Here is a 20,019-nt window from a genome sequence, read left to right as displayed (position 1 = left end):
GTGGAGCCGAAATGCAGGGGTCAACGGAACGAATCGGAGTTCAGCCACGGTAGTCAGGGCGACGGGTGCGGTTCAAGTTGTTGTCCCCAGCCTGTGGATAGTGTCTCCTGGTGACCACTGGTTTGACCGGATGGCGTAGCCGCGCGTACCGTAACCAGGTCGAGTTGTCGATGGCTGCTGCCGCCTGCCTCCGATGGGCACAGATCACTTCGGGTGATCGGGAAGCGGTGCACACGGGCGTAACTGCGAGCTACTCGTGGGCGCACGGTGACAGCCAGGACGGCACCCGCCACCACCGATTGATTTCTGGAGCCCCCGAGTGAGCAAGCGCACCTTCCAGCCGAACAACCGTCGTCGCGCCAAGACCCACGGCTTCCGTCTGCGGATGCGTACCCGTGCCGGCCGCGCGATTCTGGCGAACCGCCGCAGCAAGGGTCGCGCCAGCCTGTCCGCCTGATACCGGTCAGGTCATGCCGTCGTGCTGCCCACCGAGAACCGGCTGAGGCGGCGCGAGGACTTCGCGACCGCGGTACGACGAGGGCGCCGGGCCGGCCGCCCGTGTCTCGTCGTCCACTTTCGTAGCGGTGCCACGGACCCGCACGCGCCTGGGGAGAGCGCTCCCCCGACGCGTGCGGGTTTCGTCGTGAGCAAGGCCGTGGGCGGTGCTGTGGTGCGCAACAAGGTGAAGCGCAGGCTTCGCCATCTGATGCGCGACAGGGTCGCCCTGTTTCCCCCCGGTAGCCTGGTAGTCGTACGAGCGCTGCCCGAGGCGGGCGACGCCGATTATGAACAGCTGGCCCGAGACCTGGATGCCGCCGTTCAGCGGCTGCTGGGAGGGGGCGCACGATGAAGTACCCGCTGCTGGCGCTGATCAAGCTGTACCAGTGGACCATCAGCCCGCTGCTGGGGCCGGTGTGCAAGTACTACCCGTCGTGCTCCCACTACGGCTACCAGGCCATCGACCGGCACGGTGCGATCAAGGGAACGGCACTCACCGCCTGGCGCATCCTGCGGTGCAATCCGTGGTCGCTGGGCGGTGTGGACCATGTCCCGCCGCGCAAGCGTCCGCGGTGGCACGAAATGCTGCGTAACGCCTGGCGTGCACGTAGGGGCGGGCCCTCCGCCGCCTCGGCCACCGAGGGACAGAATCCTTCGAGCCCGGCCGCAGAGACTCCGTCCCATGCCCAAGGAGCATGATTAGTGGACACGATTGCCAGTCTTTTCAGCTTCATCACGACACCCGTCTCCTGGGTCATCGTTCAGTTCCACACGGTGTACGGCAAGATCTTCGGCCCTGACACCGGGTGGGCCTGGGGCCTGTCGATCGTGTCCCTCGTGATCCTGATCCGTATCTGCCTGATCCCGCTCTTCGTGAAGCAGATCAAGTCGACGCGGGCCATGCAGACGCTCCAGCCCGAGATGAAGAAGATCCAGGAGCGCTACAAGAACGACAAGCAGCGTCAGTCCGAAGAGATGATGAAGCTGTACAAGGAGACGGGCACCAACCCGCTCTCCTCGTGCCTTCCCATCCTGGCGCAGTCCCCGTTCTTCTTCGCCCTGTATCACGTGCTCAACGGCATCGCGACCGGCTCGACGATCGGTGTCATCAACGACTCGCTGCTGGCCAGTGCCCGTAAGGCGCACATTTTCGGTGCCCCGCTGGCCGCGAAGTTCACGGACGGTTCGAGCAAGGTCGAGGCACTCGGCGCCTCGCTGACCGATGTCCGGGTCGTCACCGCGGTCATGATCGTCATGATGTCGGCGTCGCAGTTCTACACGCAGCGCCAGCTGATGACGAAGAACGTCGACACCACGGTGAAGACGCCGTTCATGCAGCAGCAGAAGATGCTGATGTACGTCTTCCCGGTCATGTTCGCCGTCTTCGGCATCAACTTCCCGGTCGGTGTCCTTGTCTACTGGCTGACCACCAACGTGTGGACCATGGGCCAGCAGATGTACGTCATCCGCAACAACCCGACGCCGGGTTCCAAGGCCCAGGCCGCCTACCTGGAGCGCCTCACCCACCACGTCACGAGCCACGGCAAGGCCCGCAAGCGCAGCGAGCGCACCATCATCAAGGCGATCGTCGCCAAGGGCCGCGACCGCAACGAGTTCGAGCGCAAGTTCATCAACGCTCTGAACAAGGCGGGCCTCGCGGCCCAGGCCGACGGCTCGGTCGTGCAGAGCGAGTCCCAGGCCGCGGTCCAGACCGAGGACGGTTCGACGGCGAGCGCGGCGGCTCCCAAGCGTCAGCAGCCCAAGCGGCAGAGCAAGTCCCAGCGTCAGTCGGGTGCGGCTTCGGCCGGCTCGAAGGCAGTCGAGGACAGCTCGTCGTCGGAGTCGATCTCACTGAGCAAGTCCGACGAGCCCGAGGACGCCAAGGCCGCCGCTCCCGCCAAGAAGCAGACCGGCGGCGGTACCCGCAGCAAGGCCCAGTCCGGACAGCGCAAGGGTCCGCAGCGGCCCAAGTCCCCGTCCAAGAAGTAAGAAGGAGTCCATCCCGTGACGGAAGGCACCACCTCCGCCGCTGCCGAGGGTGCAGACACCCTGACCCGCCTCGAGCAGGAGGGCGAGATCGCGGCGGACTACCTCGAGGGTCTGCTCGACATCGCTGATCTCGACGGCGACATCGACATGGACGTCGAGGCCGACCGCGCCGCTGTCTCGATCATCAGCGACGTGGCCAGCCGCGACCTGCAGAAGCTGGTCGGTCGGGACGGCGAGGTGCTGGAGGCCCTGCAGGAGCTCACCCGCCTTGCCGTGCACCGGGAGACCGGGGACCGCAGCCGGCTGATGCTGGACATCGGCGGTTACCGGGCCAAGAAGCGCGCCGAGCTCTCCGAGCTGGGTGCCAAGGCCGCCGCCGAGGTGAAGAGCACCGGCGAGTCCGTGAAGCTCAAGCCGATGACGCCGTTCGAGCGCAAGGTCGTGCACGACGCGATCAAGGCCGCCGGGCTGCGCAGCGAGTCGGAGGGCGAGGAGCCACAGCGCTTCGTCGTCGTGCTTCCCGCCTGATCGGTCCGTACGTTCCTCCGGCCCCGTCTGTAGAGCAGGCGGGGCCGAACTTTGTCAGCCTGATAGTTCTGATGATCAGCGCCCGGTGCGCTGATGCGGTACGGAAGGACGGTTCCCCGTGACGGAGGCAGCGGAGCTTCCCCCCGCGCCCGAGCAGGCGCGCGAGGTGTTCGGCGATCGCTTCGAGGACGCGGTGCGGTATGCCGAGCTGCTCGCCGAGGCGGGTGTGCAGCGTGGTCTCATCGGCCCCCGCGAAGTGCCCCGGCTGTGGGAGCGGCATCTGCTGAACTGCGCGGTGCTCTCCGAGGTCGTTCCCGAGGGCGTGACGGTGTGCGACGTCGGTTCCGGTGCCGGTCTGCCCGGCATTCCCCTGGCTCTCGTCCGCGAGGATCTGAAAATCACGCTGCTGGAGCCGCTGCTGAGGCGCACGACCTTCCTGACGGAGGTCGTGGAGCTGCTGGGCCTGGACCATGTGACGGTCGTGCGGGGCCGTGCCGAGGAGGTCATGGGCAAGCTGAACCCGGTGCATGTGGTGACGGCGCGGGCCGTGGCACCGCTGGACCGGCTGGCGACGTGGGGGGTTCCGCTGTTGCGCCCCTACGGAGAGATGCTCGCGCTCAAGGGCGATACCGCGGAGGAGGAACTCAAAGCGGCAGGCACGGCCCTGAGCAAGCTCGGCGCCGTGGGGACTTCCATCCTGCATGTGGGCGAGGGCGTGGTCGATCCGTTGTCCACGGTGGTGAGGGTCGAGGTCGGGGAGAGTCCCGGTGGTGTGCGGTTCGCGGCCAAGCGTGCCAAGGCGGCCCGTACCGGTCGTACTCGTCGACGCCGCTGATCCGTCCTGACGACGAGACGTACTCCACACAAGCTGTCAAACCTATGCATGCCGGAGTGTCGCGGCAGAACGGGCACTGCTGCCCTGCATCGTGTTTCACGTGAAACGTCGCTCACTGCTGCACGGCATCATCAGCCGGGGCCGCGCTGCGGCCGAACCCCGTGACCGAAAGCCTCTCGGGTCACTCGGAGAGGTAACGGAGTTGTCCACAGAGGTGGATTTCTCCACAGAACAACAGGCCTCACTGGTTCACACCCCCGAAGACATGGGAGGCTCTGTTCATTGCGAGCCTGAAGTCGAGGAGAGTGAATCCTTGCGGTCCGACGCCAACATCGCGGGACCGATGACCGATCCGGTCCCCGGTCCCCGAACCGAGTCGATGGGGGAGGATGTTTCACGTGAAACACCGCCCCCGATGGACGACACTCCGATCGGTCGTGCTGCCCAACTGGCGGTAGAGGCTCTTGGCCGTGCCGGCGAGGGCCTGCCACGGCCCGAGCAGACCCGGATCATGGTCGTTGCCAACCAGAAGGGCGGGGTGGGTAAGACGACGACGACCGTCAATCTTGCCGCTTCGCTTGCTCTGCACGGCGGCCGTGTCCTGGTCATCGACCTCGACCCTCAGGGCAACGCGTCCACGGCTCTGGGTATAGACCATCACGCGGAAGTGCCGTCCATCTATGACGTCCTGGTCGAGAGCAGGCCGCTGTCCGAGGTCGTCCAGCCCGTCCCTGATGTCGAAGGTCTCTTCTGTGCCCCCGCCACCATCGATCTCGCCGGTGCGGAGATCGAGCTGGTGTCTCTGGTGGCCCGTGAGAGCCGACTGCAGCGCGCGATCCAGGCGTACGAGCAGCCCCTGGATTACATCCTCATCGACTGTCCGCCCTCGCTCGGCCTGCTGACGGTCAATGCGCTCGTGGCCGGTGCGGAGGTCCTCATCCCGATCCAGTGCGAGTACTACGCGCTGGAGGGTCTGGGACAGTTGCTGCGTAACGTCGATCTGGTGCGGGGTCACCTCAACCCCACCTTGCACGTATCGACCATCCTGCTCACCATGTACGACGGCCGGACGCGCCTCGCGTCCCAGGTCGCGGATGAGGTGCGCACTCACTTCGGCGACGAGGTGCTGCGGACGAGCATTCCCCGCTCGGTCCGTATCTCCGAGGCGCCGAGCTATGGACAGACGGTGCTGACCTACGATCCAGGATCGAGTGGGGCCCTGTCCTACCTTGAAGCAGCACGAGAGATCGCGCTGAGGGGCGTCGGCGTCAGCTATGACCCGACGCAGGCGCACATCGGCGCACAGAGCAATCCGAGCATGGTGGAGGGGATCCAGTGAGCGAGCGACGGAGGGGTTTGGGTCGTGGTCTGGGCGCACTGATCCCCGCTGCCCCGACGGAGAAGACGCCGACCCCGGCGGCGATGGGAGGCGCTGGTTCCGCGTCTCCGACGTCCGTCCCGGTGCTGACGACCGACCGTGGGGTGGCCGCGGCGAAGGTGGCCACGCTGCCGCCTGTTTCACATGAAACCCCGTCGGTCAACGGCTACCCGGAGACACCCCCGCCGCCCATCGGAGCCCACTTCGCGGAGCTCCCCCTCGACTCCATCACGGCGAACCCACGCCAGCCGCGTGAGGTCTTCGACGATGACGCACTCCAGGAACTCGTCACTTCCATCAAGGAAGTCGGCCTTCTCCAGCCGGTCGTCGTACGGCAGGTCGGCCCCGCCCGCTACGAGCTCATCATGGGTGAGCGGCGCTGGCGGGCCAGCCGTGAGGCCGGCCTGGAGGCCATCCCCGCGATCGTGCGGGCCACGGACGACGACAAGCTTCTCCTGGACGCCCTCCTGGAGAACCTGCACCGTGCTCAGCTGAACCCGCTGGAAGAGGCAGCCGCCTACGACCAGTTGCTGAAGGACTTCAACTGCACGCATGACCAGCTGGCGGACCGCATCGGCCGGTCCCGACCGCAGGTCTCCAACACCCTGCGTCTGCTGAGGCTCTCGCCGGCAGTGCAGCGCCGCGTGGCGGCCGGAGTGCTCTCGGCCGGACACGCCCGTGCCCTGCTCTCCGTCGAGGATTCGGAGGAGCAGGATCGGCTGGCCCATCGGATCGTGGCCGAGGGACTGTCGGTGCGTGCGGTCGAGGAGATCGTGACGCTCATGGGGTCGCGGCCGCAGACCGCCCAGCGCTCCAAGGGGCCGCGTGCCGGCGCCCGGGTCTCTCCGGCGCTGAGTGACCTCGCGACTCGTCTCTCGGATCGTTTCGAGACACGGGTGAAGGTCGATCTGGGGCAGAAGAAGGGCAAGATCACCGTCGAGTTCGCCTCGATGGAGGACCTCGAACGCATCCTCAGCTCCCTCGCCCCCGGTGAGGGACCAGTTCTGCAGAAGAGCCTGCTGGACGACGACGCCGAGGAGACGGAAGGCTGAGTCAGGATCGCCAGGGTGACACCGCCCAGGCGAAGCGTGAAGAGCGGGTTGTGTCCGGTGTGTCCCGGAACAGGCCCGCTCTTTGCTTTCAGCCGGTATCGATGGAATCTCTGGATGGATACGATGCGACTGGGTGCGGCACATCCACCCGGCAGTACCTCTGAGGGGAGACAGGGGCCATGCGAACGATGAGCCGAAGCGGACTGGTGAGCGCGGGCCTGGGACTGGGGGCGGTCGGCGGATTCGTCGGTAGCCTGCTCAGGGAACGGAGCGCTCTGACGGCTGCCCGCGACGCGGCGGGCGAGGGAAGCGAGGAACAGCCTTCATGGGGCGTCGGCTCGTACCGCTCACGCTGGACAACCTTCCGGACCTACCCCAGCGTTGCCGCTCGTGCGTCTTCTGGGAGTTGGACCCCGTCAGTGGAGAAGCCGCGGTAAAGGCCGGAACCGCCGCTCTGGAGAAAGAAGCCTGGATCTCCGCCGTACTCCTGGACTGGGGATCGTGCGGCCGGGTCGTCTACGTCGACGACGTACCGGTCGGCTACGTCCTCTACGCCCCTCCGGCGTATGTTCCTCGCTCGACGGCGTTTCCCACGAGCCCCGTCTCTCCGGACGCCGTCCAGCTGATGACGTCGTTCATCATGCCGGGCTATCAGGGGCAGGGCCTGGGCCGTGTGATGGTGCAGACGGTTGCCAAGGACCTGCTGCGGCGGGGCTTCAAGGCCATCGAGGCCTTCGGCGATGCCCGGTGGAAAGAACCCGCCTGCCTGCTTCCCGCAGACCATCTCCTTGCGGTGGGCTTCAAGACGGTCAGGCCCCATCCCACGTATCCGAGGCTGAGGCTGGAGCTGCGCACCACACTCTCCTGGAAAGAAGACGTGGAGATGGCACTGGACCGGCTTCTGGGGGCCGTCCAGAAGGAACCGGCGCTACGCCCCCTGTAATGCGATGGGGCCGGCCCTTTCGGGCCGGCCCCATCGTGTTTCACGTGAAACATCACTCAGCGATGAAGTCCTCGAGGTCGCGGACGATCGCGGCCTTCGGCTTGGCACCGACGATGGTCTTGGCGACCTCGCCACCCTGGTAGACGTTCAGCGTCGGGATGGACATGACGCCGTACTTGGCGGCCGTACCCGGGTTCTCGTCGATGTTCAGCTTGACGATCTCGATCTTGTCGCCGTACTCGGCGGCGATCGCCTCGAGGGACGGAGCGATCTGACGGCACGGTCCGCACCAGGCGGCCCAGAAGTCCACCAGGACGGGCTTGTCGCTCTTCAGGACGTCCTGCTCGAAGGAATCGTCGGTCACGTTCTTCAGGGTGCCGGCCACGGCGGGCTCCTTAACTGGGTTGGTGCGGTGGGGCGGGATGGGGGTCAGACAGCGGTCTTCTCGGGCTCGGCCTTCTCTTCGTCCGCGAGGGCGGCGAGGAAGCGCTCGGCGTCGAGAGCGGCGGCGCAGCCGGTGCCGGCCGCGGTGATCGCCTGGCGGTAGGTGTGGTCGACCACGTCACCGGCGCCGAAGACACCGGTCAGGTTGGTGCGGGTCGAAGGCGCTTCCACCTTCAGGTAGCCCTCACCGTCCAGTTCGAGCTGGCCCTTGAAGAGCTCGGTGCGCGGGTCGTGGCCGATCGCGATGAACAGGCCGGTGACCGCCAGGTCCGAGAGTTCGCCGGTCTTGAGGTTGCGCAGCTTCAGGCCCGAGAGCTTCGGGTCGCCCTGGATCTCGGCGACCTCGCTGTCCCATACGAACTTGATCTTCGGGTCGGCGAAGGCACGCTCCTGCATCGCCTTGGAGGCGCGCAGGGTGTCACGACGGTGGACGATCGTCACGGACTTGGCGAAGCGGGAGAGGAAGGTGGCCTCCTCCATCGCGGTGTCACCGCCGCCGATCACGGCGATGTCCTGGTCCTTGAAGAAGAAGCCGTCACAGGTGGCGCACCACGAGACACCGCGACCGGAGAGGGCGTCCTCGTTCGGCAGGCCGAGCTTGCGGTGCTGCGAACCAGTGGTGACGATCACGGCCTTCGCCCGGTGGACCGTGCCCGAGGTGTCGGTGACGGTCTTGATCTCTCCGGTCAGGTCCACGCTGACGACGTCGTCCGGAATGAGCTCGGCCCCGAAACGCTCCGCCTGGGCACGCATGTTATCCATGAGCTCGGGGCCCATGATGCCGTCCTGGAAGCCGGGGAAGTTCTCCACCTCGGTCGTGTTCATCAGCGCACCGCCGGCGGTGACGGCGCCCTCGAACACCAGCGGCTTCAGCGACGCGCGCGCGGTGTAGAGCGCCGCCGTGTAGCCGGCGGGCCCGGATCCGATGATGATCACGTTACGGACGTCGCTCACGGCTTGGTTCCTCGTCTCTGGACTGCGTCGTCGGACCGGTGGAGCCCCTCTCAGAACTCTCACCCCACCCAACGGATCCTAAGGGGCGCGCATTCCCGGTGTGTCCGGGCACACGGAGAGGCCACACCGTACGGATTACCACGCAGGACGAAGACGAAGCGCGACCGCTCAGGAACGCGCGTAGGACCGCTTCAGCAGAACCTTCGCCGTGCCGGTCGGTGCGTTCTTCACGCACGTCGCATTCACGATGTAGGCGGTGACCCGGGTGCTGTCGGAGGGGTCACGCAGCACGACGAGAAGTGCGTCCGTGCCCTTGTAGACGCCGTCCTTGGTTGCGAGTGGCGAGTCGCTGGTGCGGAGGGCGTTCTGGATGCACGGGGGAACCTCGGGCGTCCTGAGGGTGCGGGGATCCTCGGAGCCGGGGATGCTCGCCGCGCCCATGCTGGTGTGCGGAGACCGAGACCCGCCGCTCGCACGATTCTCGGTGAGAAGGTTCGAGACCTGCTTCTCCAGACCGCTCGCGGAGAAGGTGTCGGCTGAGGCGGTCGGCTGTCCGTGTGCCGAGCCGGTCGGCTTGCCGTCGTCCAACGACGACAGCAGAACGGAGCCGAATCCCAGTGCGGCGACGGTGAAGACCGCTCCGAGGACGACAACCTTGCGGCGTCCGTTCTTCTTGCGGTCCTTGCGGCCCGGACCGGTGGTGGACGTACGGGCGTGTCCTGTGGGGCGGTCGATGACGGGCGATGTTTCACGTGAAACATGCGTACTCTCGACCGGTGCCGGTGCGTTCACGGCCTCCGGAGCAGTTGCCTGCAGGAGAGCCTCCGCGGCGAGGGCGGCGTCGATCCTGCCGGCGACGTCAGCGGGCATGCGAGGCGGGCCCGGCAGCGTGCCGAGCAGGCTGCGGATCTCCTCCAGTGACGCGTGAACGTCCGCGCAGAGTTCGCACTCGTCCAAATGCCTGCGTACGTCCGCTGTCCTGGACGTGGACAGGAGGCCTTCGGTGAGGTCGGAGATCTCCGCGACATCCGGGTGCCCGGCTGTGTCTGTCGAGGAAGTCACGCTCGCCCACCTCCGCCCTTCACTGCAGCTGAATCGCTTGATCCCGAATCTGGCGGGCCTCCTGACGGAGGCCCCGCTGCGGGTGGGACGGATGTCCCCTGCGCCCGGTTCCGTCCAGCGCCCGCTTCTCTGCCGCCTCCGGCGTTTTCCGGCCGCAGATGGGTGAGAAGCGGGAGCAGTCTGGCTCTGCCTCGGGCGCAGCGGCTCTTCACCGTCCCCGTCGGCACGTCGAGCATGCGGGCGGCTTCGGCGACGGGGTAGCCCTGCATGTCCACGAGGACGAGGGCGGCGCGCTGGTCGGGCGGGAGGGTGCCGAGGGCTTCCACGAGTTGGCGGTGGAGGTCGTTGCGCTCCGCGGGCGCCGAGGCGGATTCGTGCGGCTCCAGGAGCTGCTCGAGGCGCTCGGTGTCGTCCACGGGGGATGTCTTGCGGGAGGCTGCCTTTCGGGCCCGGTCCAGGCAGGCGTTCACCGTGATGCGGTGCAGCCAGGTGGTGACCGCCGACTGCCCCCGGAAGGTGTGCGCCGCCCGGTAGGCGGACACCAGCGCGTCCTGAACGGCGTCAGCGGCTTCCTCACGGTCCCCGAGCGTGCGGAGGGCAACGGCCCACAGGCGATCCCGATGCCGCCGCACGAGCTCGGTGAAGGCGTCGGGGTCGCCCTCTACATGACGGGCCAGGAGGTCCTGATCGCTGGTGTCGCCATACGCGGTGTCATCTGCCATCGGACCCCTCCTCAGCCTTAACTGGTGACCTTGATGTCCGCCACCCGGCCGCGGTAGGTGCCTTCCTCTGTCAGGGGCAACTTGGTCAGCCAGACCAGAAGGTAGCGGGACTTCACGGTCTTGTCCGGCTTGAGCGGGACACCCGTGCCGGAACCCTCGGCGACCTTGGTGTAGGCGTCGAAGGCGGTCGGCCGGGAACTCGCGTCGCTGGAGGCGGCGCGCAGCTCGACAGAAGTGTCGCCCATGAACGTGACGGTGACCTTGCCGATGTCCTGGACCTTGCCGAGGTCGAGAATTATCCCGAGACCCGGCTTGAGGTTCCCGAAGTCGGCGCCCTCGTAGAACTTCGTCTCCCAGTACGACGAGGTGTCGTTGTCGTAGGCCTTCTTTATGTCGTTGGGCTTCTCGGATCCGTCGCCGAACGGATCGAAGTCGTACCCCTTGGCGATCGCGATCGGAGTGCTGGCCGCCTTGGTGGGGCTCTTGTCGCCGTCGTCGGTCGTCTGGGTCTGGTTCTCGTCCGACTTGCCGCCCCGGTCCATCAACGCGTCCGCGAGCTGCCAACTGCCCAGGCCCAGCGCGGCGATGAGGAGCGCGGAGACCGCCCACTTCAGGGCCCGGCCCGTGCGGCTCTGCAGCGGCGGTGGCGGGGACGGTACGGGCTGGGTGACACCGGGATGCGGTGCCGGGCGGCCGTAGCTGCCCTGTTGGTACGTCGTGCGCTGGTACTCGGGCGGGGCCGTGAACGCCGGCTCCGGCGGGCGGATGCGGGGCATCTCACCGATCGCCTTGACCAGTTCCTCGGGCGTGGTGCATGGCGATTCGTGCCGGGAGGCGGTGGCGCCGTCGTTGGCGAGCGCTCGCATGGACAGCTCTGACAGGCCGCGGTGGACACCTGCCCGTACCTGGTCGGGTGCGATGAGACCGATGTCCTTGGGCAGACCGGCCAGACCGTAGGCGTCGTTCTCGTACGGCCACCGCTGGGTGAGTGCCGCGTACAGGAGCGCGCCGATCGCCTCCGTGTCCGTCCGCTGGGGGGACTCGGAAGTGACGCCTCGCAGCGCGGCGTTCACGGCGAGGCCGCGGATGCGCCACTGCCCGCTCGACGTGCGCAGGACCGCGTTCGGGTTCAGCTGCAGATGCGCGAGTCCCTCACGGTGGGCCGCGGCCATGGCGGACGCCACCTGAGTGACCATCTGGTAGGCGTCGTACACCTCCAGCGGGCCCGGGGTGAGCAGGGTGGTCAGCTCGGTGGCGTCGGGCAGCCACTCGTGGACGACGTAGACGAGGTCGTTCTCCTCGACGGCGTCCAGGACCTGGACGAAGCGCGGGTCGCCGAGCAGCGCGGAGGAACGGGCCGCGGCCAGGACGGTGCGCGCCCGCGCATGGTCGGCGGGCAGGATGTGCACGCCGACGGCACGACGGAGTTTCTCGTCGACGGCACGCCAACTGCTGAAGCCGTCCAGACGGGTGAGGCACTCCTCGAGACGGTAGCGTCTGGCCAGTTTGTGGCCGCTGTGCAACTCCGGCGGTGACGCCTTGCCAAGGCTTTCGGTCCCGCCACTCCCCTGTGCCTCGACGTCTTCCGTGTCCCGCTCCCGGTTCTTGGCCACGCCGTCGGCCGTGGACTGGTCCGCCTTGGCGGTCAGCGGTTTGTCACCGCTGGTGTCTGCCACGTCGACGGCAGCCGTGCTCCGTTCCGCCACCGTCGTTCCCTGCCTCCCCAATTCATTGCGCGCCGTGCGACGCAGAATCCAATTGTGCCCACAGTCCGCCGCTATGCACGACACACGGTGGCGGACGATGGTTGTGCGCGTACCCCTGCCTCAGCGCCCCAGACGCCCCCGGACCATGCCGACCAGTGAGTTCAGCTCCTCGATCCGCATCTTGCGTGCGGCGACGAAGAAGGTCCCGAGCAGAACCGCTCCACCCGCGATCAGAGCGGCGAACGAACCGACGACTCCCTGGCCGAGCGAGTGACCGATGCCGTAACAGGCCGCTCCGCTCAGGACTGTCGCCGGTACCGAGGCGATGCAGAGCCGGGCGTAGGTCCGCAGGACGCGGTTGCCGTCCAGGTCGCCGCCGAGGCGCTTGCGCAGCCGGTTCCAGGCGACGCCGACACCGATCGCGTACGCGAGACCGTAGGAGGCGGCCATGCCGACCACGGCCCAGCGGGGCGGCAGCAGGGCGTAACAGGCGGCGGAGGCGGCGGCGTTGACGGCCGCCACGATGACGGTGTTGTAGAAGGGTGTCCGGGTGTCCTCGTAGGCGTAGAAGGCCCGCAGGACGACGTACTGGACCGAATAGGGGATCAGGCCGAGGCCGAAGGCCATCAGCATGTACCCCATGTTCGTGGCGGCGCCGGTACTGGAGGCACCGAAGATCAGCGTGCACATCGGGATGCCGAGGGCGAGGAAGCCGAAGGCGATGGGCACGATGGCGACCGCTGTGGTGCGCAGGCCCTGCGAGATGTCGTCGCGGACCGCGCCGGCGTCGTCCTCCGCGGCCGAGCGGGAGATGCGCGGCAGCAGGGCGGCCATCAGCGAGACGGTGATGATGGCCTGCGGGAGGCCCCAGATGAGCTGGGCGTTGGCGTAGGCACTGAAGCCGGTGCCGGGGATCTTGGTGTCGGCGACGGCCGCGGTGGCTAGCTGGATGACGACCAGGGCGCCTGCCTGGTTGGCGAGGACGAACAGGATGGTCCACTTCGCGAGCATCGCGGCCTTGCCGAGACCGTGGCCCTTCCAGTCGAAGCGCAGCCGCGGCCGGAACCCGGTCTCCCGCAGATACGGGATCATCGCGAGGGCCTGCACCACAAGGCCGAGCAGGATGCCCACGCCGAGCAGCCGCTGTCCCTCCGGCGGGATGTTCGTGACGGTCATGCCGGAGTGCCTGGCGGTGCCGTACACCCACAGGAACATCGCGAGCGTCACGATGATGACGATGTTGTTGAGGACCGGAGTCCACATCATCGCGCCGAACTTGCCGCGGGCGTTGAGGACCTGTCCCATCACCACGTGGATGCCCATGAAGAAGATGGAGGGCAGGAAGTAGCGGGTGAAGGTGATGGCGACGTCGTTGGCCGCGGGGTTGGCCGCCACGGAGTCCGACAGCGCACGCACCAGGAGCGGCGCCGCGAACATCGTGAGCGCGGTGAGCGCGGCGAGAGCCACCATGACGAGCGTCAGGAGCCGGTTCGCGAAGGCCTCGCCACCGTCGTCGTCCTCCTTCATGGCGCGGACGAGCTGCGGCACGAAGACGGAGTTCAGGCCACCGCCGACGGTGAGGATGTAGATCATGGTCGGCAGCTGGTAGGCCACCTGGAAGGAGTCGCCCAGGAAGGCGGTGCCGAGCGCCGACACGATCAGCGCCGAGCGGATGAAGCCGGTCAGACGCGAGACCATCGTGCCGGCCGCCATCACGGCGCTCGACTTCAGCAGACCGCCTGCCTTGCCGCCCTGCTTCGCGGGGGCGGCGGGGGCCGCCTCCGCCACAGCCGACGCGGTACCGAGATTCATCGTCTCGTCGGCCGAGGGTGCAGGCGCCGCGGGAGTCTGGAACTGCGGTGCCGGTGACGGTCCGCCCGGCGCCGGCACCGACGGGGGATCCGTCGGGCGGCCGCCACGCTGCTGCTGGTCGCGGAAGAGATGCGCGAACGCGTCCGGCTCGTGGCGTTCCTCGCCGGCCTGGCTCACCAGGTCGTCGACTCCCACGAACTGGGTGGTGCGGGGGTCGTCGCCGTACGGCAGGTACTGCGTCGGGCCCTCCGGCTCGGGCGCCGGCGTCTGCGCCCAGACGTTCGGGTCCGGGGCGTAAGGAGACTGGGGAGGCTGGGAGTACAACGGCTGCTGGGGCTGATGGGTGCCGGGGGGCGGCGGGGGATGTGCGGCACGGTCGTAGAGGGCCTCGGCGACCGGATCCTGGGCATGGAGGTCCTGTGCCCGGTAGGGGTCCTGCTCGTAGGCGTCCTGGAGATACATGTCCGCGGGAGCCTGCGGCGGCACCTGGCCATGCTCGGGCGGCGGCCCCTCGGAGTGACCCGAGCTGTCCGCGCCCTGACCGCGATCACCGTCGTACGGCGCGTTCATGGTTACCCCACCTCATCGTCCCGGGCCCACCGGCCACGACATCCTCAACGGTCCACTCTCTCACCCGTGCCGGACGGGTCGGCGCTTTCCGCTGCGGTGTCCGCTGTCAGGTCACTCGGCTGCTCGGGGTCGTCGGCCCCGGGCCCGGCGCCGGTCTCGTCCTTGAGACGGTCCTGTGGGCCTTCCGGGTTCTCCGGGCCGTCCACGGCTTCGCCCGCCTCGTCGTCCGGGCCGTTCTGGTCCGCCTCACGGGCCGCCGCGCGTTTGCGCTGGGTGTACATCCGGAATCCTGCCAGCACCAGCAGCAGGACACCGCCGCCGATGACCAGCATGACGGTGGCCGTGAACTCGGTGACCTTCACGTCGAACCTGACGGCCTGGCCGTACGGCTGACCGTCCTCGGTGTACAGCTGGGCGATCACCGAGGCCTTGCCGTTGGCGTTGGCCGTCGTGGTGAACTTCACCGTCTGGCTGTGGCCGCCCGAGACCTCGACCGGCTGCTCGTAGTAGGAGGAGCCGCCGATCTCGAGCCGGTTCGGGCTCAACGAGGTCAGCCGCAGTCTCAGGTGTTCCACGCCCTGCACCAGGTTGTTCTGGACCGTCACGGGGATCGTGGCGCTGCGGCCGGAGAGCTTGGTCTCCGACTTGTCGATCAGGCTCACCTGGGAGGTCAGGTCGTCGAGGTAGGCCTTGACGTCACTGCGGAAGCTGCTCGCCCCGGTGGACCGGCCCCGCCACGACGTGGACATCTCGCGGTTCAGGGCTCGCCCGAAGGGCGTCACGACGCGGGACTGGTCGGAAAGGATCACCTTGAAGTTGTCGAGCTTGTTCTGTGTGCTCGCGATCTGCTGGAAGGCCCACTTCGGCAACTCCTGCCTGCGCAGCGAGGAGGGGTAGGCGGACGCGGCGGGCACCTTGGTGGTGGCCCCGGGGTCGGGCTTGGCCGCGGCCGCCGCCGTGAGCTTCTGGGTCTGTGACCAGTTCCCGGCCTGCAGCGCGGTGATCGCTTCGGCCATGGCGTCGGCCTGGCTCGCCGTGGGCATGCGCTGCGGAGCGACGACGATGCTGCGCTGCTTGTCCGTCTGGAGGTCGAGAGTGAGGCTCTGGGCGAGGAACCGCTGGACGGCGAGCGTGGTGGAGGAGGCCTTCGTCAGATCGCCCTGGAACGCGGTGGACAGCCGCGCGTCCGCGACGACCGCCGTGGTGCCGCCGCCGATGGGGCGGGCCGCGGACGGCGTGTACGACAGTCCTGCGGTCTCCTGCAGGCTGTCGCTGCGGGCGATCACCTTGTCGGCTCCGGCGGAGGTGGCGACCTTGACGATCGACGGGTCCACCGCACCGTTCACGGGCCAGGCGAAGTCGGTGCTCGGCGTCACGTGGAGCACGGTCCTCACCGTGGTGGCCGCGACGTCGGTGGCCTCGTCGAGATGACTGAGCGAGCCGGTGACGCTCGTGCCGTTGTGGGCCAGCGAGGCGAGGTCGGGATCGGCGAACGGAAGCACGACGACCTCCTTGTCCTCCACGGTGTTCTGCAGCTTGGCCAACCACTGTTTGGCGAGGGCCTGGTGGGTGCCCGCGGTGGTGGTGTCGCCCTCGCCCTGGATCCGGTAGCTGCGGGTCATCGCGTCGACGGACGCCAGCAGGTCCGGGTCGATCACCCACGTGACGTCCAGGTTCTCGCCCAGCGTCAGCATCTGGTCCAGTCGGCCGCCCGCCGAGATCTCCTCGGCGAGGTCGTCGTCGAGGAAGACCGGCGTCTGCTGTGCGTTCGAGCCGGTCTCCGCCGTCATGTGCACGGTGGAGATCAGCGGCCACAGGAACGTCGTCTTCGTCTTCGTGTCCGGCTCGTCGGGCTGCCAGGGCAGGAAGGTCCGCTGGATGCCGAGCGGCTGGTCCCACGGCTGTGCGGAGGTCTCGCCCGAGAGGGAGACGGCGAACTGATAGACGCCGGGGTCACCGAGGTCCAGCTCGTCGACCGGTACGGAGATGGAGAAGGGTTCGGCCACCCCGGGCGTCAGCTTCGTGAACTTCGCCACATACTTGCCGCCGACCTCGGACCCCGTCGCGCCCTGGAGCGAGTCCCCGTCCTCGGTGACGGTGTCGATCGACGAGCGGGTGTTCACCTCCGGGCCCACCTGCAGTCCCACATGGGCGGCTGTGACGGCCTGCTTTGCGTTGTTGGTCACCGTCCCCGACACGGTGATCGTGTCACCGTCCGTAGGCACGCTGGGGGTGAGTGTGTCGATCGCGACGGACACGGATCCGGAGGCGGCGGCTGCCTCAGCGGGCGCCGCGGCGGAAACCTGGCACAGGCCGGCCAGCAGAGGGGCCGCCGCGAGCAGGGCCCCGGTACGCCGCAGCAAGCGGCGGGCAGGTGAGGGACTCGTCCCCTGGAAGTCTGCCGCCTCGGCCACGCGCTCGCCCGTCCCTCGTCGTCAGTGGTCGTCGGAATGTGCGTCCACGCATGGTAACGATGCGCGCTGAGGGGAAGTGCCGCGGACTGCTCCACAAGATCGGGCAACACTGCCGCACTGTCCCGAATGTGCACGTATGAAGGGGAGCACCGCCGTGAGTCTTCGGGGCAGGGCTTGTGCAGGTCCGGCTGGCGAGTCTGTGCACGTTTAATGGAGGCGCCCCGCAACGCCCGGGCCACGTACCCTCTTCTGTTGTGCCGAACGCCAACGAAGACAACCTCAGTGCCCCGAGTCAGGTGCAGGACCGCGCGGTGAACGAACTGCTTGAGGTCGCACCTGTCGCCGACGACCTCGCCCGCCGCTTCCAGGAGGCCGGGTTCTCACTCGCCCTGGTCGGCGGTTCGGTCCGGGACGCACTGCTCGGCCGGCTCGGCAACGACCTGGACTTCACCACCGATGCTCGCCCCCAGGACGTTCTGAAGATCATTCGGCCGTGGGCGGACGCGGTGTGGGAGGTCGGGATCGCCTTCGGCACCGTGGGGGCGCAGAAGGACGGCTACCAGATTGAGGTGACCACCTACCGGTCGGAGGCGTACGACCGCACCTCACGCAAGCCCGAGGTGTCGTACGGCGACTCCATCGAGGAGGACCTCGTCCGGCGTGACTTCACCGTGAACGCGATGGCCGTCGCTCTGCCGGAGAAGAAGTTCATCGACCCGCACGGTGGCCTCGATGACCTCGCGGCGCGTGTGCTGCGGACGCCGGGAACTCCGGAGGCGTCTTTCTCCGACGACCCGCTGCGGATGATGCGGGCCGCGCGCTTCGCGGCGCAGCTCGACTTCGAGGTGGCACCTGAGGTGGTCACCGCGATGACGGAGATGTCCGGGCGCCTGGAGATCGTCTCCGCCGAGCGGATCAGGGACGAGCTGAACAAGCTGATCCTGTCCGCTCATCCGCGCAAGGGACTGACGCTGCTGGTCGACACGGGGCTCGCCGAGCATGTGCTGCCGGAGCTTCCGGCCCTGCGCCTGGAGAGCGATGAGCACCACCGGCACAAGGATGTCTACGAGCACACGCTGATTGTCCTGGAGCAGGCCATCGCGCTGGAGAAGGAAGGGCCCGACCTGACGCTCCGCCTGTCCGCGCTGCTCCACGACATCGGCAAGCCGCGCACCCGGCGCTTCGAGCAGGACGGCCGGGTTTCGTTCCACCACCACGAAGTGGTCGGAGCGAAGATGACCAAGAAGCGGATGACGGCACTCAAGTACTCCAACGAGCTGGTGAAGGATGTCTCGCGACTCGTTGAACTCCATCTGCGCTTCCACGGATACGGCACCGGGGAGTGGACGGACTCGGCGGTTCGCCGCTATGTGCGGGACGCGGGTCCGCTGCTCGACCGGCTCCACAAGCTGACCCGCTCGGACTGCACGACCAGGAACAAGCGCAAGGCGACCGCGCTGTCGCGTGCCTACGACGGCCTGGAGGAGCGGATCTCCCAGCTTCAGGAGCAGGAGGAACTGGATTCGATCAGGCCCGATCTCGACGGCAACCAGATCATGGAGATCCTCGACGTGGCACCCGGCCCTGCGGTGGGTCGGGCGTACAAGCACATGCTGGAGCTTCGTCTGGAGAACGGGCCGATGAAGCACGACGAGGCGGTGGCCGCGCTCAAGGAGTGGTGGGCCGCTCAGGACTGAGGCTGTGAAACGGGGCGATGTTTCACGTGAAACATGACCCCGAACGCATCGAGGGGTGGTGTTTCACGTGAAACATCGCCCCTTCATCGTTCCGTCGCCATCTGCCGTTCTCTCGTCATCGCCACGGCGATCACTGCGTAGAGGGCGGCGACCGTGACCACCAGAGTCGCCGAGCGGCCGTCCGGCGGCAGGATCAGGGCGGCTACGGCCGCGGCGCCCACGAAGGCGATGTTGAACAGGACGTCGTAGACGGAGAAGATCCGGCCCCGGAACCCGTCGTCGACGCAGGACTGCACGATGGTGTCCGTGGCGATCTTCGCGCCCTGGGTGATCAGACCCAGCACGAACGCCGCGGTGAGCATGGGGGCGGTGGCGAAGGGGAGCCCGAGGGTGGGCTCCAGTACTGCAGCCGTCGCCGCACACACGACGATCCAGCGCTCCGGCCCGAGCTTCCCTGCAGCCCACGGCGTGATGATCGCGGCAACGAAGAAGCCGGCGCCGGAGATTCCTAGTGCCAGCCCCAGCAGGGCGAGTCCGTCGTCCGCATCGGACGTCAGGGCATACCGGCAGAGCATCAGCACCATCACCAGCAGAGCGCCGTAGCAGAACCGCATGACCGACATCGCGCCGAGCGCCCGGGCGGCTGACCGGCGGCTGGGTGCGGTCAGGTGCCGTACGCCGGCGGCCAGGTCGCGGGTCGTTCCGGCGAGGGCGGCGCCGAGACGGGGCTGGACCAATTCGCGGTCGGGGCCCAGCAGTTCCGGTGGTATGCGCAGTGCGGCGAGTGCACCGCACAGATAGAGCCCCGCTCCCAGCAGCACCACGGCCGTGTCGGAGTCGGCGACCAGTAGTCGCACGGCGAAGGCGAGGCCGCCGCCCGCGGTCGCGGCGAGCGTTCCGGCCGTCGGGGACAGGGAGTTGGCAATCACCAGTCGTTCTTCGTCCACGACACGGGGCAGCGCGGCGGACAGGCCGGACAGGACGAAGCGGTTGACGGCGGTGACGCACAGGGCCGAGACATAGAAGAGCCAGTCCGGGACGTGGCTGAACATCAGGACGGCCGTCGCCGATGCCAGCAGAGCGCGCACGAGGTTGCCGTAGAGGAAGACCTGGCGGCGGCGCCAGCGGTCCAGGAGGACGCCGGCGAAGGGGCCCACCAAGGAGTAGGGGAGCAGCAGGACCGCCATCGCGGAGGCGATCGCGGTGGCAGAGGTCTGCTTCTCCGGGGAGAACACGACGTAGGCGGCGAGCGCGATCTGGTAGACGCCGTCGGCGCCCTGGGAGAGCAGGCGCACCAAGAGCAGACGCCGGAAGTCCCGGAGGCGGAGAAGGACACGCAGATCGCGGACGACGGACATGGGGCACAGCCTCACATACGGCGAGGGTCCCCGGGCGATACAGCCCGGGGACCCTCT

At 67.9% G+C, this 20,019-nt stretch carries 18 protein-coding genes; 10 read left to right on the top strand and 8 right to left on the bottom strand.

The genetic code is table 11. The features are described 5' to 3' along the window. Positions 1 to 319: 319 nt before the first annotated feature. From rpmH to ACGFWE_RS26680, 9 genes are all read left to right on the top strand, one after another. Entirely contained in the window at positions 320 to 457 is a 138-nt protein-coding gene (rpmH, locus tag ACGFWE_RS26720) for a 50S ribosomal protein L34 (protein ID WP_005482975.1), read from the top strand. Between the two features lie 21 nt (positions 458 to 478). Next, a complete protein-coding gene (rnpA, locus tag ACGFWE_RS26715) occupies positions 479 to 850 on the top strand; it encodes a ribonuclease P protein component (protein WP_352387201.1) in 372 nt (123 codons plus the stop codon). After that, positions 847 to 1,197, top strand: a complete 351-nt coding sequence (gene yidD / locus ACGFWE_RS26710) for a membrane protein insertion efficiency factor YidD (RefSeq protein WP_031036269.1) — start codon at positions 847 to 849, stop codon at positions 1,195 to 1,197. The genes rnpA and yidD overlap by 4 nt, the downstream gene beginning before the upstream one ends. A gap of 3 nt (positions 1,198 to 1,200) precedes the next feature. Next, positions 1,201 to 2,487, top strand: coding sequence for a membrane protein insertase YidC (gene yidC / locus ACGFWE_RS26705; RefSeq protein ID WP_393602254.1), 1,287 nt, complete (start codon positions 1,201 to 1,203; stop codon positions 2,485 to 2,487). Positions 2,488 to 2,502: 15 nt separating this feature from the next. After that, positions 2,503 to 3,015 (top strand): protein jag, encoded by a 513-nt coding sequence (locus ACGFWE_RS26700; RefSeq protein ID WP_393602252.1) that lies wholly within the window; start codon positions 2,503 to 2,505, stop codon positions 3,013 to 3,015. 118 nt (positions 3,016 to 3,133) lie between these two features. After that, complete coding sequence (rsmG, locus tag ACGFWE_RS26695) at positions 3,134 to 3,850, top strand: 16S rRNA (guanine(527)-N(7))-methyltransferase RsmG (protein WP_352387195.1); 717 nt, start codon at positions 3,134 to 3,136, stop codon at positions 3,848 to 3,850. A 265-nt stretch (positions 3,851 to 4,115) separates the two neighbouring features. Then, a complete protein-coding gene (locus ACGFWE_RS26690) occupies positions 4,116 to 5,189 on the top strand; it encodes a ParA family protein (protein ID WP_352388018.1) in 1,074 nt (357 codons plus the stop codon). Further along, positions 5,186 to 6,280 (top strand): ParB/RepB/Spo0J family partition protein, encoded by a 1,095-nt coding sequence (locus ACGFWE_RS26685; protein ID WP_352387193.1) that lies wholly within the window; start codon positions 5,186 to 5,188, stop codon positions 6,278 to 6,280. Before ACGFWE_RS26690 ends, ACGFWE_RS26685 begins: the two co-directional genes overlap by 4 nt. 325 nt (positions 6,281 to 6,605) lie before the next feature. Then, a complete protein-coding gene (locus tag ACGFWE_RS26680; RefSeq protein WP_352387191.1) occupies positions 6,606 to 7,223 on the top strand; it encodes a GNAT family N-acetyltransferase in 618 nt (205 codons plus the stop codon). A 52-nt stretch (positions 7,224 to 7,275) separates the two neighbouring features. Here ACGFWE_RS26680 and trxA read toward each other — a convergent pair whose 3' ends face one another. The 7 genes from trxA to ACGFWE_RS26645 all read right to left on the bottom strand — a co-directional run bounded on the left by trxA (position 7,276) and on the right by ACGFWE_RS26645 (position 16,907). Then, a complete protein-coding gene (gene trxA / locus ACGFWE_RS26675; protein ID WP_007383275.1) occupies positions 7,276 to 7,608 on the bottom strand; it encodes a thioredoxin in 333 nt (110 codons plus the stop codon). Positions 7,609 to 7,652: 44 nt separating this feature from the next. After that, the gene (gene trxB / locus ACGFWE_RS26670; RefSeq protein WP_389998474.1) at positions 7,653 to 8,621 is read right to left on the bottom strand and encodes a thioredoxin-disulfide reductase; all 969 of its coding nucleotides are present in this window, start codon (positions 8,619 to 8,621) and stop codon (positions 7,653 to 7,655) included. 168 nt (positions 8,622 to 8,789) lie between these two features. Beyond that, the gene (locus tag ACGFWE_RS26665) at positions 8,790 to 9,683 is read right to left on the bottom strand and encodes an anti-sigma factor family protein (protein WP_393602248.1); all 894 of its coding nucleotides are present in this window, start codon (positions 9,681 to 9,683) and stop codon (positions 8,790 to 8,792) included. Next, positions 9,680 to 10,405, bottom strand: a complete 726-nt coding sequence (sigM, locus tag ACGFWE_RS26660) for an RNA polymerase sigma factor SigM (RefSeq protein WP_352387186.1) — start codon at positions 10,403 to 10,405, stop codon at positions 9,680 to 9,682. The genes ACGFWE_RS26665 and sigM overlap by 4 nt, the downstream gene beginning before the upstream one ends. Before the next feature lie 17 nt (positions 10,406 to 10,422). Further along, positions 10,423 to 12,111: a protein kinase family protein gene (locus tag ACGFWE_RS26655; protein WP_393602246.1), complete on the bottom strand. Its 1,689-nt coding sequence runs from the start codon at positions 12,109 to 12,111 to the stop codon at positions 10,423 to 10,425. 120 nt (positions 12,112 to 12,231) lie between these two features. Next, positions 12,232 to 14,493 (bottom strand): murein biosynthesis integral membrane protein MurJ, encoded by a 2,262-nt coding sequence (gene murJ, locus ACGFWE_RS26650; protein WP_393602244.1) that lies wholly within the window; start codon positions 14,491 to 14,493, stop codon positions 12,232 to 12,234. A gap of 44 nt (positions 14,494 to 14,537) precedes the next feature. Beyond that, positions 14,538 to 16,907: a DUF6049 family protein gene (locus ACGFWE_RS26645; RefSeq protein WP_393602242.1), complete on the bottom strand. Its 2,370-nt coding sequence runs from the start codon at positions 16,905 to 16,907 to the stop codon at positions 14,538 to 14,540. Between the two features lie 254 nt (positions 16,908 to 17,161). On the opposite strand from ACGFWE_RS26645, the gene ACGFWE_RS26640 reads away from it, so the two are divergent. Further along, positions 17,162 to 18,604, top strand: a complete 1,443-nt coding sequence (locus ACGFWE_RS26640; protein ID WP_393602240.1) for a CCA tRNA nucleotidyltransferase — start codon at positions 17,162 to 17,164, stop codon at positions 18,602 to 18,604. A gap of 83 nt (positions 18,605 to 18,687) precedes the next feature. Here ACGFWE_RS26640 and ACGFWE_RS26635 read toward each other — a convergent pair whose 3' ends face one another. After that, positions 18,688 to 19,962, bottom strand: a complete 1,275-nt coding sequence (locus ACGFWE_RS26635) for an MFS transporter (RefSeq protein ID WP_393602238.1) — start codon at positions 19,960 to 19,962, stop codon at positions 18,688 to 18,690. Positions 19,963 to 20,019 lie beyond the last annotated feature (57 nt).

It is taken from the genome of Streptomyces sp. NPDC048523 (genome assembly GCF_043199815.1).
Classification (GTDB): domain Bacteria; phylum Actinomycetota; class Actinomycetes; order Streptomycetales; family Streptomycetaceae; genus Streptomyces.
This window is presented reverse-complemented; position numbering and strand designations above follow the sequence as displayed.